We start from the raw sequence: 14,523 nt of genomic DNA on the forward strand, positions 1-14,523 counted from the left end.
CCGCACGGTGGGCGCTGGCGTTGTGGCCAAGGTCCTGGAATAAGACTGAACAGGAATAACCATGGCCAAGCAAAAAATCCGCATCCGCCTCAAGGCATTTGACTATCGCCTGATCGACCAGTCCGCACTGGAAATCGTTGACACCGCCAAGCGCACCGGCGCCGTGGTCCGTGGCCCCGTGCCGCTGCCCACGCGCATGAAGCGCTTTGACATCCTGCGCTCGCCGCACGTCAACAAGACCTCGCGTGACCAGTTCGAGATCCGCACGCACCAGCGCCTGATGGACATCGTCGACCCGACCGACAAAACGGTTGACGCTCTGATGAAGCTGGACCTGCCCGCAGGTGTGGACGTCGAAATCAAGCTGCAGTAAAAGCAACAAGACGGTGATTTTGGTGCGCTGCGCCTTGCCGACCAGCGGGCTGGCGTGTCATAATCATCGACTTTCTTAACGCCGCCCGGCCAATCGAAGCCGGGATTTGGAGAAAACAATGAGTCAAAGCAGTCGATTGGGCCTGCTTGGGCGCAAAGTTGGCATGATGCGTCTCTTCACGGACGACGGGGATACCATCCCGGTCACTGTGCTTGATGTGTCGAACAACCGCGTGTCCCAAGTCAAAACCGAGGCCAACGAAGGTTACAACGCCATTCAGGTGGCGTACGGTGTACGCAAGTCCAGCCGTGTGACCCAGCCGCAGCGCGGCCACTTCGCAAAAGCCAGTGTTGAAGCGGGCCAGCTGGTTCGTGAATTCCACCTGAGCGCCGAAGAGCTGGCCAGCTACCCCGCAGGCACCGCCATTCCCGCTACCCTGTTTGCCGCCGGCCAGAGCGTCGACGTGCAGGGCACTTCGATCGGTAAAGGCTTCGCCGGTACCATCAAGCGCCACAATTTCGGATCGCAGCGTGCCTCGCACGGTAACAGCCGCTCGCACAACGTGCCCGGCTCGATCTCGATGGCGCAGGATCCGGGTCGGGTGTTCCCGGGCAAGAAAATGTCGGGTCACCTCGGTGACGTGACGGTGACGGTGCAGAACCTCTCCGTGGTTCGTGTGGACGAAGCCCGCCAGCTGCTGCTGGTGCGTGGCGCCGTTCCCGGTTCGAAAAACGGGTTCGTGGTGGTCAAGCCGTCGGTGAAGTCGCAAGGCAAGGGGGCTGAATAATGGAACTGGACCTCTTGAACGCACAAGGTCAGGCTTCTGGCAAAGTCAGCGCGCCTGACGAGCTGCTGGGCCGCGACTACAACGAATCCCTGGTTCACCAGCTGGTGACGGCCTACCGGGCCAACGCCCGTCAGGGCACGCGCTCGCAAAAGACGCGCGCCACCGTCGCTCATACGACGAAAAAGCCGTGGAACCAGAAGGGCACCGGCCGCGCTCGCGCCGGTATGACGTCTTCCCCGATCTGGCGTGGGGGCGGTCGCGCTTTCCCGAACCAGCCCTGGGAGAACTTCACCCAGAAGGTCAACAAGAAGATGTACCGCGCCGGTATGGCCAGCATCTTCTCGCAGCTGGCCCGTGAAGGCCGCCTCGTGGTGGTGGAAACCATCGCCGTCGACGCGCCCAAGACCAAGATGCTGGCGGACAAGTTCAAGTCCATGGGCCTGGAGTCGGTGATGTACATCGCCGCTGAGGTTTCGGACAACCTGTACCTGGCTTCGCGCAACCTGCCCAACGTGCTGGTGACCGAGACGCGCTACGTCGATCCGATGTCCCTGATCTTCTACAAGAAGATTCTGGTGACCCAGGAGGCTCTCGACCAGCTCAAGGAGATGTTCGCATGAACGCGCAAGTGAAAGACGAGGGCCGTCTGGCCCAGGTGCTGCTGGCGCCGATCATTTCCGAGAAGGCCACGATGGTGGGCGAAAAGCGCAACCAGGTGGTGTTCAAGGTGCTGCGCGACGCGACCAAGCCCGAGATCAAGGCGGCCGTCGAGCTGCTGTTCAAGGTCAAGGTTGACAAGGTCGCCGTGATGAATGTCAAGGGCAAGATCAAGCGCTTCGGACGCTCGGTGGGCCGCCGTGACCACGTCAAGAAGGCCTATGTCTGTCTGCAAAAGGGAGAAGAACTGAACTTCTCCGGGGAGTCCGCATAATGGCCGTCGTTAAAGTCAGACCCACCTCGCCCGGCCGCCGTGGCGTGGTGAAGGTTGTCCACAAGCATCTGCACAAGGGCAAGCCCGAAGCGTCGCTGCTCGAGCCTCAGAAGCAGAATGCCGGCCGCAACAACAACGGCCACATCACCATCCGTCACCGGGGCGGTGGTCACAAGCATCATTACCGCGTGGTCGATTTCGTCCGCAACAAGGACGGCATCCCGGCCAAGGTCGAACGCATCGAGTACGACCCCAACCGCACGGCCCACATCGCGCTGCTGTGTTACGCCGACGGCGAGCGCCGCTACATCATTGCCCCGCGTGGCATTGAAGTGGGCGCCACGCTGGTGTCGGGCGCGGAAGCCCCGATCAAGGCCGGTAACGCGCTGCCCATCCGGAATATTCCGGTGGGCTCGACCATCCACTGCGTCGAAATGATGCCGGGCAAGGGCGCGCAGATCGCCCGTTCGGCAGGCACTTCGGTGACGCTGATGGCCCGTGAAAGCGCTTATGCCCAGGTTAGGCTGCGCTCGGGTGAGGTCCGCAAGATCCACATCGACTGCAAGGCCACGATTGGCGAGGTCAGCAACGAAGAGCACAACCTGCGCCAGTACGGCAAGGCCGGTGCGATTCGCTGGAAGGGCATCCGCCCGACGGTGCGTGGCGTGGCCATGAACCCGGTGGATCACCCGCACGGCGGTGGTGAAGGTCGTACCGGCGAGGGCCAGGCGCCCGTTTCGCCGTGGAACACCCTCACCAAGGGCTACCGTACGCGCAGCAACAAACGCACGCAGGGCATGATTGTCTCGCGTCGCAAGAAATAAGGGGGCACCATGAGTCGCTCACTGAAAAAAGGTCCGTTTGTTGACCATCACCTGATGGCCAAGGTCGAGAAGGCCGCTGCCGCCAAGGACAAGCGTCCCATCAAGACCTGGTCGCGCCGCTCCACCATCCTGCCCGAGTTCATCGGACTGACGATTGCCGTGCACAACGGCAAGCAGCACGTGCCGGTGTACGTCACCGACCAGATGGTCGGTCACAAGCTGGGTGAATTCGCGCTGACCCGCACGTTCAAGGGTCACCCCGCGGACAAGAAGGCCAAGAGGTAATCATGCAAAACGAAACTCAAGCCGTTGTGCGTGGCGTGCGCCTGTCGGCCTTCAAGGGTCGCCTGGTGGCGGACATGATCCGCGGCAAGGACGTGGCTACGGCCATCGATATCCTGACCTTCACGCCCAAGAAGGCCGCCGGAATCATCAAGAAAGCGCTGGAGTCGGCCATCGCCAACGCCGAGCACAACAACGGAGCCGACATCGACGAGCTGCGCATCACGCGCATTTACGTTGAAGAAGGCACGGTGCTCAAGCGCTTCTCGGCCCGTGCCAAGGGCCGCGGCAACCGCATCAGCAAACCCACCTGCCACGTCTACGTGGCGGTTGGCCAGTAAGAAAGATCAGGTTCAACATGGGACAGAAAATCCACCCGACTGGGTTTCGCCTGCCGGTGACCAAAGCCTGGTCTTCGCGCTGGTACGCCTCTAACCGCAATTTCAGCAAGATGCTGGCTGAAGATCTGGAAGTGCGTGAATTCCTGCGCAAGCGTCTGAAGAACGCTTCCGTGGCGCGCATCCTGATCGAGCGTCCGGCCAAAAGTGCCCGCATCACCATCTTCTCGTCGCGTCCCGGTGTCGTGATCGGCAAGAAGGGCGAGGACATCGAAAAGCTGAAGGCCGAGCTGAACGCCCGTCTGGGTGTGCCCGTTGCCGTCAACATCGAAGAAGTGCGCAAGCCCGAAATCGATGCCCAGCTGATCGCTGACAGCATCACGCAGCAGCTCGAAAAGCGCATCATGTTCCGCCGTGCCATGAAGCGCGCCATGCAGAACGCCATGCGTCTGGGTGCCAAGGGCATCAAGATCATGTCGGCAGGTCGTCTGAACGGCATCGAGATCGCGCGCACCGAGTGGTATCGCGAAGGCCGTGTGCCGCTGCACACGCTCAAGGCAGACATCGACTACGGCACGTCCGAAGCCGAAACCACCTACGGCATCATCGGTGTCAAGGTGTGGGTCTACCGCGGTGATAACCTGACCAAGGGCGAGGCTCCGGCCGCGACCCGTCCGGACACCAGCCCGGCCGAAGAGCGCCGTCCGCGCCGTCCCCGTCGTGAAGGCGAAGTCCGCCGCGATGGCGATGCGCCGCGCCGTGGTCCCCGCCGTGCCGAGGCCGCTGACGCCGACGCCAAGGGAGAATAAGCATGCTGCAACCATCCAGAAGAAAATTCCGCAAAGAGCACAAAGGCCGCAACACCGGCGTTGCCACCCGTGGCAACGAGGTGTCCTTTGGCGAATTCGGCCTGAAAGCCACCGAACGTGGCCGCATCACGGCGCGTCAGATCGAATCTGCACGTCGGGCGATCTCGCGTCACATCAAGCGCGGTGGCCGCATCTTCATCCGCATTTTCCCCGACAAGCCCATCAGCCAGAAGCCGGCTGAAGTGCGTATGGGTAACGGCAAGGGCGGGGTCGAGTACTACGTCGCCGAAATCCAGCCGGGCAAGATGCTTTACGAAATCAACGGTGTTCCCGAGCAGTTGGCCAAAGAAGCCCTGCTGCTGGCGTCCGCCAAACTGCCTCTGCGCACGACGTTTGTCGTGCGTCAGATTGGCACCTGAGGAGTGAGGGATGAAAACATCTGAACTCAGAGAAAAGTCGGTCGATCAGCTCAAGACGGAAGCCGTCAGCCTGCTGAGAGCCCATTTCGGTCTGCGCATGCAAAAGGCCACCCAGCAGCTGGGCAACACCGCGACCCTCAAGGCCCTGCGCCGTGACGTGGCCCGCGTGAAGACCATCATTGCCGAGAAACAGCGTAACGGGGCCCAAAAATGAGCGACATCCAGCAAGAAGTTCGCGCCAAGGTGCGCCGCACCTACGTGGGTCGCGTGGTCAGTGACAGCCGCAACAAGACGGTGTCTGTGCTGGTCGAGCGCCGCGTCAAGCACGCCCTGTATGGCAAGTTTGTGACGAAGTCGCAAAAGTTTCACGCGCACGACGAAAGCAACACCTATCAGGCGGGCGATGTGGTCGAGATCGTGGAATCGCGCCCCATTTCCCGCACCAAATCGTGGGTGGTGGAGCGTCTGGTGAAGAAGGCCGGTCTGGTCTGATTCGCCAGCGGACCTGCCGCTGTACTGCGGCGGTCCGTTGTTTTTGTGCACAACGTTAAAAAAGTCTGCAACAGGCTTGACGGGCCTGCCAAAAGCGTCGATACTGCAAGGCTTGACCAAGCGATCGCTTGGTTTTCTTCTCTGCGCAAGGCGCTCGCCTTTCGCACTACGAGGCCAAGACTGACAGCCCAAGGCTGTCAAGTTGGAGTACACATGATTCAAATGCAATCGCGACTGCAGGTCGCAGACAACACCGGCGCCAAGTCGGTGATGTGTATCAAGGTGCTTGGCGGTTCCAAGCGGCGCTATGCCGGCATCGGCGACATCATCAAGGTGTCGATCAAGGATGCTGCTCCGCGTGGTCGTGTCAAGAAAGGCGAGGTTTACAGTGCCGTCGTCGTGCGTACCGCCAAGGGCGTGCGCCGTCAGGATGGTTCGCTGATCCGCTTCGATGGCAATGCCGCCGTGTTGCTGAATGCCAAGCTGGAGCCCATCGGCACCCGCATCTTTGGCCCGGTGACCCGTGAGCTGCGTTCCGAGCGTTTCATGAAGATCGTGTCGCTGGCCCCTGAGGTCCTGTGATCGTCCCGGCGCAAAGAGAGCGAAATGAACAAGCTTAAAAAGAATGACCAGGTCATTGTTCTGACCGGCAAAGACAAAGGCAAGCGCGGCACCGTGTCGCAGCGCGTCGATGACAACATGCTCCTCGTTGATGGCATCAATCTGGTGAAAAAGCATGCTAAACCCAATCCCATGAAAGGGATCGAGGGCGGCATCATCACCAAGTCCATGCCCATCCACCAGTCCAACGTGGCCATCTTCAACCCGAAGACGTCCAAGGCGGATCGCGTGGGTATCCGCGAGGTCGAGGAAAACGGCAAACGCGTCAAGCAGCGCGTTTACAAATCCACCGGCGACGTGATTCAGGCGTGAGTGAGGACAAGATGAGCGAAAAATCCGAGCTGGCGCGTCTGCATGCGCACTACCTGAATACCGTGGTGCCCGCGCTGAAAGAGCAATTTGGTTTCAAGTCGGTCATGCAAGTGCCGCGCCTTGAGAAAATCACCCTGAACATGGGTGTGGGCGAGGCTGTTGCCGACAAGAAGGTTATGGACCACGCGGTCAGTGATCTGACAAAAATTGCAGGCCAGAAGCCTGTGGTGACCAAGTCCAAGAAGGCTATTGCGGGTTTCAAGATCCGCGACAACGTCCCGGTGGGCTGCATGGTGACCCTGCGTGGCAAGCGCATGTATGAATTTCTGGACCGCTTTGTGACGATCGCACTGCCTCGCGTGCGCGATTTCCGTGGTGTTTCGGGTCGTGCTTTTGATGGCCGTGGGAATTACAACATCGGCGTCAAGGAACAGATCATCTTCCCGGAAATCGAATATGACAAGATCGACGCTTTGCGCGGTCTGAATATCTCGATCACGACCAGTGCGAAAAACGACGAAGAGTGCAAGGCGCTGTTGTCGGCTTTCAAATTCCCCTTCAAGAACTGAGCGTCATATGGCTAAAGTATCTTTGATTCAGCGCGAACTCAAGCGCAAGAAACTGGTGGAAAAGTTTGCCAAGAAGTACAGCGAACTGAAAGACATCAGCAACGACGCCAAGCGCAGCGATGAAGAGCGGTATGCCGCACGTCTTGAACTGCAAAAGCTGCCGCGCAATGCGAACCCCACACGCCAGCATGCCCGCTGCAATCTGACCGGTCGCCCTCGTGGCACTTTCCGTCAGTTCGGCTTGGGTCGCTCCAAAATCCGCGAACTGGCGTTCAAGGGTGACATTCCTGGCGTCATCAAGGCCAGCTGGTAATCGCGATCTGGAGAATATCTGATGAGCATGAGTGATCCTATCGCTGATATGCTGACCCGTATTCGCAACGCCCAGAGCGTTGAGAAAGCCACGGTGTCCATGCCGGCGTCCAAACTGAAAATGGCCATTGCCCGTGTTCTGCACGAGGAAGGCTATATCGATGGTTTCAATGTTTCTGGCGATTCCGCCAAGAAAGAATTGACCATCACCCTGAAATACTATGCAGGTCGCCCCGTGATCGATTCTATCGAGCGCGTGAGCCGTCCGGGTCTGCGCATTTACCGGGGCTCAGGCAACCTGCCCAAGGTGATGAATGGCCTCGGTGTGGCGATTGTGACCACGCCCAAGGGCGTGATGACTGACCGCAAAGCACGCTCCGCCGGTCTCGGTGGCGAAGTGCTGTGCTACGTGGCCTAAGGGAGAGAGCAAGATGTCCAGAATCGGGAAAATGCCCGTGGCTCTGCCCGCAGGGGTTGAAGTCAAGATCGGCGACAGCATCGTGGTCAAGGGTTCGGGCGGTACGCTCAGCCTTAAGGCCAACGCGCTGGTGACCGTCCGTCAGGATGGCGCCCAGCTGCTGGTTGATGCGGCCAATGACAGCACCGAAGCCAATGCACTGCGCGGCACCTTTCGTGCCCTGCTGAACAACATGGTGACCGGCGTGACCAAGGGGTTCGAGCGCAAGCTAAACCTGGTTGGCGTGGGCTATCGTGCCCAGGCGCAAGGTCAGGCGCTGAACCTGCAGGTCGGCTATTCGCACCCGGTATCCAAAAAGATGCCCGAAGGCGTGAAAGTCGAAACCCCGACGCCCACCGAGATTGTGCTGAAAGGCGCCAATCTGCAGGTGATCGGTCAGGTGGCTGCTGAAATCCGTGCCTTCCGTCCGCCTGAGCCTTACAAAGGCAAGGGGATCCGCTACGCCGACGAGCGCGTGGTGATCAAGGAAACCAAGAAGAAATAAGGGATCACGTCATGCTGAACACCAAATCCCGCCGCGAACGCCGCGCCCGCCAGACGCGGGTGCGTATCGCCAAACAAAACGCCGTGCGCCTGTCGGTTTTCCGTTCGAATACGCACATTTACGCCTCGCTGATTTCACCGTGTGGCACCAAGGTGCTGACATCGGCTTCGACACTGGAAAAAGACCTGCGCGCCGAACTCGGCGACGCACCGTCCTCCAGCGTGGCTGCTGCCGCACTCGTGGGCAAGCACATCGCTGCCAAAGGCCTTGCCGCTGGCGTCAAGGAAGTGGCTTTCGACCGTTCAGGCTTTGCCTACCACGGTCGTGTGAAAGCTCTGGCTGACGCCGCCCGCGAAGCGGGTCTGCAGTTCTAATCCAGACAAGGTACATCATGGCAAGCAAACATCAAGCCAAAGCGCAAGAAGAAGCCCGCGACGATGGCATGAAAGAGAAGATGATCGCCGTCAATCGCGTGACGAAGGTGGTCAAGGGCGGCCGCATCCTGAGTTTTGCGGCTCTGACGGTGGTCGGTGACGGCGAAGGCCGCATCGGCATGGGCAAGGGCAAAGCCCGTGAAGTGCCTGTCGCCGTGCAGAAAGCCATGGAGCAGGCCCGCCGCAACATGGTCAAGGTCAGCCTGCGCAACGGCACCGTCCAGCATGACCTGCATGGTCAGCATGGCGCCGCGCGTGTTCTGCTGGCTCCGGCTGTCGCTGGTACCGGTGTGATCGCAGGTGGCCCGATGCGCGCCGTTTTCGAAGTGATGGGTGTGACCGATGTCGTGGCCAAGAGCCACGGTTCGTCCAACCCGTACAACATGGTTCGTGCCACGCTGGATGCGTTGAGCAAGAACAACACCCCGGCCGAAATTGCTGCCAAGCGCGGCAAGTCGGTTGAAGACATCCTGAACTGAGCGAGACTGACATGAGCAACTCCGCGTCCGTCGTCACCGTCAAGCTGGTGCGCAGCGTCATTGGCACCCGTCAATCGCACCGCGACACCGTCCGTGGTCTGGGCCTGCGTAAGGTGGGCAGCCAAGCGACCCTGGAAGATACGCCTGCCGTGCGCGGCATGATCAATAAGGTGTCCTACCTTGTTCAAGTGATTTGAGGTTATCCATGCAGCTCAATACGATTGCCCCCGCTTCCGGGGAAAAACACGCCCGCCGCCGGGTGGGCCGTGGTATTGGTTCCGGTCTCGGTAAAACCGCAGGTCGTGGTCACAAGGGCCAGCACTCGCGTGCCGGTGGCTATCACAAGGTGGGTTTCGAAGGCGGTCAGATGCCTTTGCAGCGTCGCCTGCCCAAGCGCGGTTTCAAATCAATGGCAGCTGGCACTGTAGCCGACATCACGCTGGCAGCACTGGAGCTGCTGCAGGCCCCTGAAGTTGATATCAATGTGCTGAAGGCCGCTTCGGTGATTCCTTCACACATCCGTGGCGTCAAGGTCATCAAGTCGGGTGAGATCACTCGTGCGGTCAAGCTGAACGGCATCGCGGTGTCGGCCGGTGCCAAAGCGGCGATTGAAGCCGCTGGCGGCTCGGTCGCCTGATAGCAGCAGCGACAGACGGGATACAAGCGCGTGGCGACCAACTCTCTTGCACTGGCGGCTGGAAAAAACAAGTTCGGCGAACTCAAGTCGCGCCTGATTTTTCTGCTGCTGGCCTTGCTGGTGTATCGCATCGGCTCGCATATCCCTGTGCCGGGAATTGATCCGCAGCAGTTGCAACAGCTTTTCAGTGGCCGCCAAGGCGGCATTCTGAATCTGTTCAATATGTTTTCGGGCGGTTCACTGTCGCGGTTTGCGGTGTTTGCGCTGGGCATCATGCCCTATATTTCAGCGTCCATCATCATGCAGCTGATGACCCATGTGGTCCCCATGCTGGAAGCGCTGAAAAAAGAGGGCGAGTCAGGCCGCAAGAAAATCACGCAGTACACGCGCTATGGCACGTTGTTTCTGGCTTTGTTCCAGTCTTACGGTATTGCCGTGGCTCTGGAAGCGCAGCCCGGGCTGGTGATTGATCCGGGCATGATGTTTCGCCTGTCCAGCGTGGTCAGTCTGACGGCGGGGACGATGTTCCTGATGTGGCTGGGCGAGCAGATCACCGAGCGTGGCATTGGCAATGGCATTTCTGTGCTGATTTTCGCGGGTATTGCTGCTGGCCTGCCGCATGCTTTGGGCGGTCTGGCAACGATGATCAATACGCAGGCAGTCAGCTATGGCGCTGCGCTGATTATTGTGGCGCTGGTTTTGCTGGTGACCTGGTTTGTGGTGTTTGTCGAACGTGGTCAGCGCAAAATTCTGGTGAATTACGCCAAGCGCCAGCAAGGCAACAAGGTGTACGGCGGGCAATCGTCGCACCTGCCGCTCAAGCTGAATATGGCGGGCGTGATCCCACCGATTTTCGCTTCTTCCATCATCCTGTTGCCGGCCACACTGGCAAGCTGGCTGTCTTCCGGACAGAACAGAGGGGCGATTGCTCGCTGGATCAATGATGCGTCCGGGGCTCTGGCTCCGGGACAGCCCGTGTACATCCTGCTCTTTGTGTCGATGATTGTTTTTTTCTGTTTTTTCTATACGGCACTGGTGTTCAACAGCCGTGAGACAGCCGACAACCTGAAGAAAAGCAACGCCTTCATTCCGGGCATCCGCCCGGGCGATCAGACGGCCCGTTACATTGACCGCATTTTGTTGCGCCTGACGCTGGCGGGTGCGATCTACATCTCGGCGGTGTGTCTGGTCCCCGAATTTCTGATCCTGGAGTACAATGCTCCGTTTTATTTCGGTGGCACATCGCTGCTGATTATTGTTGTGGTCTCGATGGACTTCTGGGAGCAGGTTCGCTCCTACATGATGAGTCAGCAGTACGAGTCCCTGCTCAAGAAGGCAAACTTCAAGGGCAAGTTTTAAGAAAGCGAATTTGTGGCAAAAGACGATGTGATCCAGATGCAGGGGGAGATTGTTGAAAACCTCCCCAATGCGACCTTTCGGGTCAAGCTCGAAAACGGTCATGTCGTCCTCGGCCACATATCCGGCAAGATGCGCATGCATTACATTCGCATTCTTCCCGGTGATAAGGTCACTGTGGAGTTGACGCCCTACGATCTCTCGCGGGCTCGTATTGTGTTCCGGGCCAAGTAAGCCCAAGGAGAAAAGAAATGAAAGTCGCAGCATCCGTCAAGAAAATGTGCAGAAACTGCAAAGTCATCCGTCGCAAGGGTGTCGTGCGGGTGATCTGCACGGATCCCCGTCACAAACAACGTCAAGGTTAATCGTTAGGTATCGCTATGGCACGCATTGCAGGCATCAACATTCCGCCGCACAAACATGCGGAGATTGGTCTGACCTCCATTTTTGGTGTGGGTCGTCCGACGGCTCAGAAAATTTGTGACACGGTCGGCATTCCCTATTCCAAAAAGATCAAGGAGTTGACCGATTCCGATCTGGAAAAGATTCGTGACGTTCTGGGTCAGATCACCATTGAAGGTGATCTGCGCCGTGAAAACTCGATGAGCATCAAGCGCCTGATGGACTTGGGCTGCTATCGCGGTTTCCGTCACCGTCGCGGTCTGCCCGCGCGTGGCCAGCGCACCAAAACGAATGCCCGCACCCGCAAAGGTCCGCGCAAAGCCATCGCTGGCAAGAAATAAGCAAATCTGACGTTCTGTAGAACTGGACTCGACAAATGGCCAAAGCCTCCAACTCCGCTGCACAGCGCGTGCGCAAAAAGATTCGCAAGAACATTGCGGACGGTATCGCGCACATTCACGCCTCGTTCAATAACACCATCATCACCATCACGGACCGACAGGGTGGCGCCTTGTCGTGGGCGTCGAGCGGGGGTCAGGGCTTCAAAGGGTCGCGTAAATCGACCCCGTTTGCAGCCCAGGTGGCGGCCGAAGTGGCGGGCCGTGCGGCACAGGAGCAGGGCATCAAGAACGTGGACGTGCAGATCAAGGGCCCCGGCCCGGGTCGCGAGTCCTGCGTGCGTGCTCTGGGCACGCTGGGCATCCGGATCAATTCCATCTCTGATCTGACGCCTGTTCCCCACAATGGCTGCCGCCCCCAGAAGCGCCGCCGTATCTGATTTTTCATGAAGACCACTGTCCGTTGAGCATCCTTTTTGCGGGATGCCATCAACGGACTTGTGTCGTTTGTGGTCCAGCTTTTTGATCCACACGCGACATCAGCTCAACGTTCAAAGGAACCACCGTGGCACGTTACCTCGGCCCCAAGGCCAAACTCTCCCGCCGTGAAGGCACCGACCTTTTCCTGAAAAGCGCCCGTCGCTCGATCTCGGACAAAGCCAAATTTGACACCAAACCCGGCCAGCATGGCCGCACGTCGGGTTCACGGACGTCGGATTACGGCATCCAGCTGCGTGAAAAGCAGAAGGTCAAGCGCATGTACGGCGTCCTGGAAAAGCAGTTTCGTCGCTATTTTGCTGAGGCTGAGCGCCGTCGCGGCAATACGGGTGCCAACCTGCTGAGCCTGCTGGAATGTCGCTTGGATAACGTCGTGTACCGCATGGGCTTTGGTTCCACCCGCGCTGAAGCCCGTCAGCTGGTTTCCCACAAGGCGATTTCGGTGAACGGCCAGCTGGTCAATATCCCGTCTTATCTGGTCAAAGCCAATGACGTGGTGGCTGTGGTCGAGAAATCCAAAAACCAGCTGCGCATCACGGATGCCCTGAAACTGGCCGAATCGATTGGTCTGCCCGATTGGGTTCAGGTCGATGCCAGCAAAAAAGAAGGCGTCTTCAAGAAGGCTCCGGACCGCGACCAGTTTGGCGCCGAGATCAACGAATCCCTGATCGTCGAACTGTACTCGCGCTGATTTTTCGCTTGCTCCCCCGAAGGTGACTGTTCTGGTCACCTTTTTCAGCCTTACCGGTGTAACGAGCCGAGGGTATTGAAACCAGAGAACCCCTATGCAAGTCAACCTGCTCAAACCCAAAGCCATTCAAGTCGAACCTCTGTCGGGCAACCGCGCCAGAGTGGTGCTGGAGCCGTTCGAACGGGGCTATGGGCACACCCTGGGCAACGCCCTGCGCCGCGTGCTGCTGTCGTCCATGGTGGGCTATGCGCCGACCGAAGTGTCCATCGACGGTGTCCTGCACGAGTACTCGGCGCTGGACGGCGTTCAGGAAGACATCGTGCATGTCATGCTGAACCTCAAGGGTGTGGTGTTCAAGCTGCACGGCCGTGACTCCGTGACGCTGTCGCTGCGTAAAACCGGGGAAGGCGCTGTGCTGGCGTCTGACATCCAGGTCCCGCACGACGTGGAAATCATCAATCCCGCGCACGTCATTGCCAATCTGTCGCAGAACGGCCGCCTGGACATGCAGATCAAGGTTGAGCAGGGCCGTGGCTATGTGCCGGGCACCATGCGCAAGTTTGTCGACGAAACGTCGGCGGGTGTGGGCCGCATCGTGCTGGACGCTTCCTTCTCGCCAATCCGCCGTGTCAGCTACGCGGTCGAGAGCGCCCGCGTCGAGCAGCGCACCGACCTCGACAAGCTGGTGATGGAGATCGAAACCAACGGCGCCATCACACCCGAAGATGCGATCCGCGAATCGGCCAAGATCCTGCGCGAACAGCTGGCCGTATTTGCCCAGCTGCCGGGCTTCAGCGGCGAAGAGGCCGAAGATCTGCCCACGTCCGAAGTGCAGTTCGACCCCATCCTGCTGCGTCCTGTCGACGAGCTTGAGCTGACCGTGCGTTCGGCCAACTGCCTGAAGGCCGAGAACATTTACTACATCGGCGATCTGATCCAGCGTACCGAAACCGAGCTGCTCAAGACGCCCAACCTGGGCCGCAAATCGCTCAACGAGATCAAGGAAGTGCTGTCTACGCGCGGCCTCTCGCTGGGTGTGCGCCTGGAAGCCTGGCCGCCGCAAGGTCTGGACAAGCGCTGATTCCCTTTTTTCCTGGGGCACTGCCCCATTTTGTGCAACACCAGGTACCTTGATCCGGCCTGGCTGATTTTTACTGATAAGGAAGCACATCATGCGTCACCGCAATGGTCTGAAGAAACTCAACCGCACCAGTTCGCACCGCACCGCCATGTTCCGCAACATGAGCGTGTCGCTGATCACCCACGAGGCGATCAAAACCACTCTGCCCAAGGCCAAGTCCCTGCGCGGCGTGGTCGAGCCCCTGATCACGCTGGGCAAGGTCGACACCGTGGCCAATCGCCGTCTGGCTTTTGCCCGCCTGCGCGACGATGCCGCCGTGGCCAAGCTGTTCACAGTGCTGGGCCCGCGTTATGCCGCGCGTCCGGGCGGCTACACCCGCGTGCTGAAAATGGGTTTTCGCGTGGGTGACAACGCGCCCATGGCTTTCATGGAGCTGGTGGACCGTCCTGACGAAACCACCGACGAGGCGACGGCCGAGGCCTGACCCTGACGATTCCCGGAGCGCCCCGCGCGCTTCGGCTGCATCAAGGCCAGCTCTGTCTGGCCTTTTTTTATGCCAGACTGGCTGGCTGTGAA

At 59.3% G+C, this 14,523-nt stretch carries 28 protein-coding genes and 1 pseudogene; all 29 read left to right on the top strand.

What is annotated here, in order from left to right; all coding sequences use genetic code 11:
• Positions 1-61 precede the first annotated feature (61 nt).
• The 29 genes and pseudogenes from rpsJ to rplQ all read left to right on the top strand — a co-directional run bounded on the left by rpsJ (position 62) and on the right by rplQ (position 14,431).
• Positions 62-373 carry a 30S ribosomal protein S10 gene (rpsJ, locus tag RV045_RS12650; protein WP_423236153.1) on the top strand — a complete coding sequence of 104 codons (312 nt, stop codon included), beginning with the start codon at positions 62-64 and terminating at the stop codon, positions 371-373.
• A 118-nt stretch (positions 374-491) separates the two neighbouring features.
• On the top strand, positions 492-1,160 hold the full coding sequence (gene rplC / locus RV045_RS12655) for a 50S ribosomal protein L3 (RefSeq protein WP_423236154.1): 669 nt from the start codon (positions 492-494) through the stop codon (positions 1,158-1,160).
• Positions 1,160-1,780, top strand: a complete 621-nt coding sequence (rplD, locus tag RV045_RS12660) for a 50S ribosomal protein L4 (RefSeq protein WP_423236155.1) — start codon at positions 1,160-1,162, stop codon at positions 1,778-1,780. Before rplC ends, rplD begins: the two co-directional genes overlap by 1 nt.
• Entirely contained in the window at positions 1,777-2,091 is a 315-nt protein-coding gene (gene rplW, locus RV045_RS12665; protein WP_423236156.1) for a 50S ribosomal protein L23, read from the top strand. Before rplD ends, rplW begins: the two co-directional genes overlap by 4 nt.
• Positions 2,091-2,915 (top strand): 50S ribosomal protein L2, encoded by an 825-nt coding sequence (gene rplB, locus RV045_RS12670; RefSeq protein WP_423236157.1) that lies wholly within the window; start codon positions 2,091-2,093, stop codon positions 2,913-2,915. The genes rplW and rplB overlap by 1 nt, the downstream gene beginning before the upstream one ends.
• Positions 2,916-2,924: 9 nt before the next feature.
• Positions 2,925-3,200, top strand: coding sequence for a 30S ribosomal protein S19 (rpsS, locus tag RV045_RS12675; protein WP_423236158.1), 276 nt, complete (start codon positions 2,925-2,927; stop codon positions 3,198-3,200).
• A gap of 2 nt (positions 3,201-3,202) precedes the next feature.
• Positions 3,203-3,538 (top strand): 50S ribosomal protein L22, encoded by a 336-nt coding sequence (gene rplV / locus RV045_RS12680; RefSeq protein WP_423236159.1) that lies wholly within the window; start codon positions 3,203-3,205, stop codon positions 3,536-3,538.
• Between the two features lie 17 nt (positions 3,539-3,555).
• Positions 3,556-4,308, top strand: a pseudogene (gene rpsC, locus RV045_RS12685) (30S ribosomal protein S3); the annotation flags it as partial.
• Positions 4,309-4,346: 38 nt separating this feature from the next.
• Positions 4,347-4,763 (top strand): 50S ribosomal protein L16, encoded by a 417-nt coding sequence (rplP, locus tag RV045_RS12690; protein WP_423236160.1) that lies wholly within the window; start codon positions 4,347-4,349, stop codon positions 4,761-4,763.
• 10 nt (positions 4,764-4,773) lie between these two features.
• On the top strand, positions 4,774-4,977 hold the full coding sequence (gene rpmC / locus RV045_RS12695; protein WP_423236161.1) for a 50S ribosomal protein L29: 204 nt from the start codon (positions 4,774-4,776) through the stop codon (positions 4,975-4,977).
• Complete coding sequence (gene rpsQ, locus RV045_RS12700) at positions 4,974-5,255, top strand: 30S ribosomal protein S17 (protein ID WP_423236162.1); 282 nt, start codon at positions 4,974-4,976, stop codon at positions 5,253-5,255. The genes rpmC and rpsQ overlap by 4 nt, the downstream gene beginning before the upstream one ends.
• Before the next feature lie 213 nt (positions 5,256-5,468).
• Positions 5,469-5,837: a 50S ribosomal protein L14 gene (gene rplN, locus RV045_RS12705; RefSeq protein ID WP_423236163.1), complete on the top strand. Its 369-nt coding sequence runs from the start codon at positions 5,469-5,471 to the stop codon at positions 5,835-5,837.
• Positions 5,838-5,861: 24 nt separating this feature from the next.
• Positions 5,862-6,188, top strand: a complete 327-nt coding sequence (rplX, locus tag RV045_RS12710) for a 50S ribosomal protein L24 (protein WP_423236164.1) — start codon at positions 5,862-5,864, stop codon at positions 6,186-6,188.
• An 11-nt stretch (positions 6,189-6,199) separates the two neighbouring features.
• The gene (gene rplE, locus RV045_RS12715) at positions 6,200-6,757 is read left to right on the top strand and encodes a 50S ribosomal protein L5 (RefSeq protein WP_423236165.1); all 558 of its coding nucleotides are present in this window, start codon (positions 6,200-6,202) and stop codon (positions 6,755-6,757) included.
• A gap of 7 nt (positions 6,758-6,764) precedes the next feature.
• Positions 6,765-7,070: a 30S ribosomal protein S14 gene (gene rpsN, locus RV045_RS12720; protein WP_423236166.1), complete on the top strand. Its 306-nt coding sequence runs from the start codon at positions 6,765-6,767 to the stop codon at positions 7,068-7,070.
• A 21-nt stretch (positions 7,071-7,091) separates the two neighbouring features.
• Positions 7,092-7,487, top strand: coding sequence for a 30S ribosomal protein S8 (gene rpsH / locus RV045_RS12725; protein WP_423236167.1), 396 nt, complete (start codon positions 7,092-7,094; stop codon positions 7,485-7,487).
• 13 nt (positions 7,488-7,500) lie between these two features.
• On the top strand, positions 7,501-8,031 hold the full coding sequence (rplF, locus tag RV045_RS12730; protein WP_423236168.1) for a 50S ribosomal protein L6: 531 nt from the start codon (positions 7,501-7,503) through the stop codon (positions 8,029-8,031).
• An 11-nt stretch (positions 8,032-8,042) separates the two neighbouring features.
• On the top strand, positions 8,043-8,405 hold the full coding sequence (rplR, locus tag RV045_RS12735) for a 50S ribosomal protein L18 (RefSeq protein WP_423236169.1): 363 nt from the start codon (positions 8,043-8,045) through the stop codon (positions 8,403-8,405).
• Between the two features lie 17 nt (positions 8,406-8,422).
• Positions 8,423-8,944: a 30S ribosomal protein S5 gene (gene rpsE, locus RV045_RS12740; RefSeq protein ID WP_423236170.1), complete on the top strand. Its 522-nt coding sequence runs from the start codon at positions 8,423-8,425 to the stop codon at positions 8,942-8,944.
• An 11-nt stretch (positions 8,945-8,955) separates the two neighbouring features.
• Complete coding sequence (gene rpmD, locus RV045_RS12745; RefSeq protein ID WP_423236171.1) at positions 8,956-9,141, top strand: 50S ribosomal protein L30; 186 nt, start codon at positions 8,956-8,958, stop codon at positions 9,139-9,141.
• A gap of 8 nt (positions 9,142-9,149) precedes the next feature.
• Entirely contained in the window at positions 9,150-9,581 is a 432-nt protein-coding gene (rplO, locus tag RV045_RS12750) for a 50S ribosomal protein L15 (protein ID WP_423236172.1), read from the top strand.
• A 30-nt stretch (positions 9,582-9,611) separates the two neighbouring features.
• Positions 9,612-10,940, top strand: coding sequence for a preprotein translocase subunit SecY (gene secY, locus RV045_RS12755; RefSeq protein ID WP_423236173.1), 1,329 nt, complete (start codon positions 9,612-9,614; stop codon positions 10,938-10,940).
• 12 nt (positions 10,941-10,952) lie between these two features.
• Positions 10,953-11,171 (top strand): translation initiation factor IF-1, encoded by a 219-nt coding sequence (gene infA, locus RV045_RS12760; RefSeq protein ID WP_114403589.1) that lies wholly within the window; start codon positions 10,953-10,955, stop codon positions 11,169-11,171.
• 17 nt (positions 11,172-11,188) lie between these two features.
• On the top strand, positions 11,189-11,302 hold the full coding sequence (gene rpmJ / locus RV045_RS12765) for a 50S ribosomal protein L36 (protein ID WP_011830995.1): 114 nt from the start codon (positions 11,189-11,191) through the stop codon (positions 11,300-11,302).
• Between the two features lie 15 nt (positions 11,303-11,317).
• Positions 11,318-11,680 (top strand): 30S ribosomal protein S13, encoded by a 363-nt coding sequence (rpsM, locus tag RV045_RS12770; protein ID WP_423236174.1) that lies wholly within the window; start codon positions 11,318-11,320, stop codon positions 11,678-11,680.
• A 35-nt stretch (positions 11,681-11,715) separates the two neighbouring features.
• Positions 11,716-12,117: a 30S ribosomal protein S11 gene (rpsK, locus tag RV045_RS12775; protein WP_423236175.1), complete on the top strand. Its 402-nt coding sequence runs from the start codon at positions 11,716-11,718 to the stop codon at positions 12,115-12,117.
• A gap of 125 nt (positions 12,118-12,242) precedes the next feature.
• Positions 12,243-12,866 (top strand): 30S ribosomal protein S4, encoded by a 624-nt coding sequence (gene rpsD, locus RV045_RS12780; protein ID WP_423236176.1) that lies wholly within the window; start codon positions 12,243-12,245, stop codon positions 12,864-12,866.
• A gap of 94 nt (positions 12,867-12,960) precedes the next feature.
• Positions 12,961-13,947, top strand: coding sequence for a DNA-directed RNA polymerase subunit alpha (locus RV045_RS12785; RefSeq protein ID WP_423236177.1), 987 nt, complete (start codon positions 12,961-12,963; stop codon positions 13,945-13,947).
• Positions 13,948-14,038: 91 nt separating this feature from the next.
• On the top strand, positions 14,039-14,431 hold the full coding sequence (gene rplQ, locus RV045_RS12790; protein ID WP_423236178.1) for a 50S ribosomal protein L17: 393 nt from the start codon (positions 14,039-14,041) through the stop codon (positions 14,429-14,431).
• Positions 14,432-14,523: the final 92 nt, after the last annotated feature.

It is taken from the genome of Amphibiibacter pelophylacis, assembly GCF_037688875.1.
In the GTDB taxonomy this organism is placed as follows: domain Bacteria; phylum Pseudomonadota; class Gammaproteobacteria; order Burkholderiales; family Burkholderiaceae_C; genus Amphibiibacter; species Amphibiibacter pelophylacis.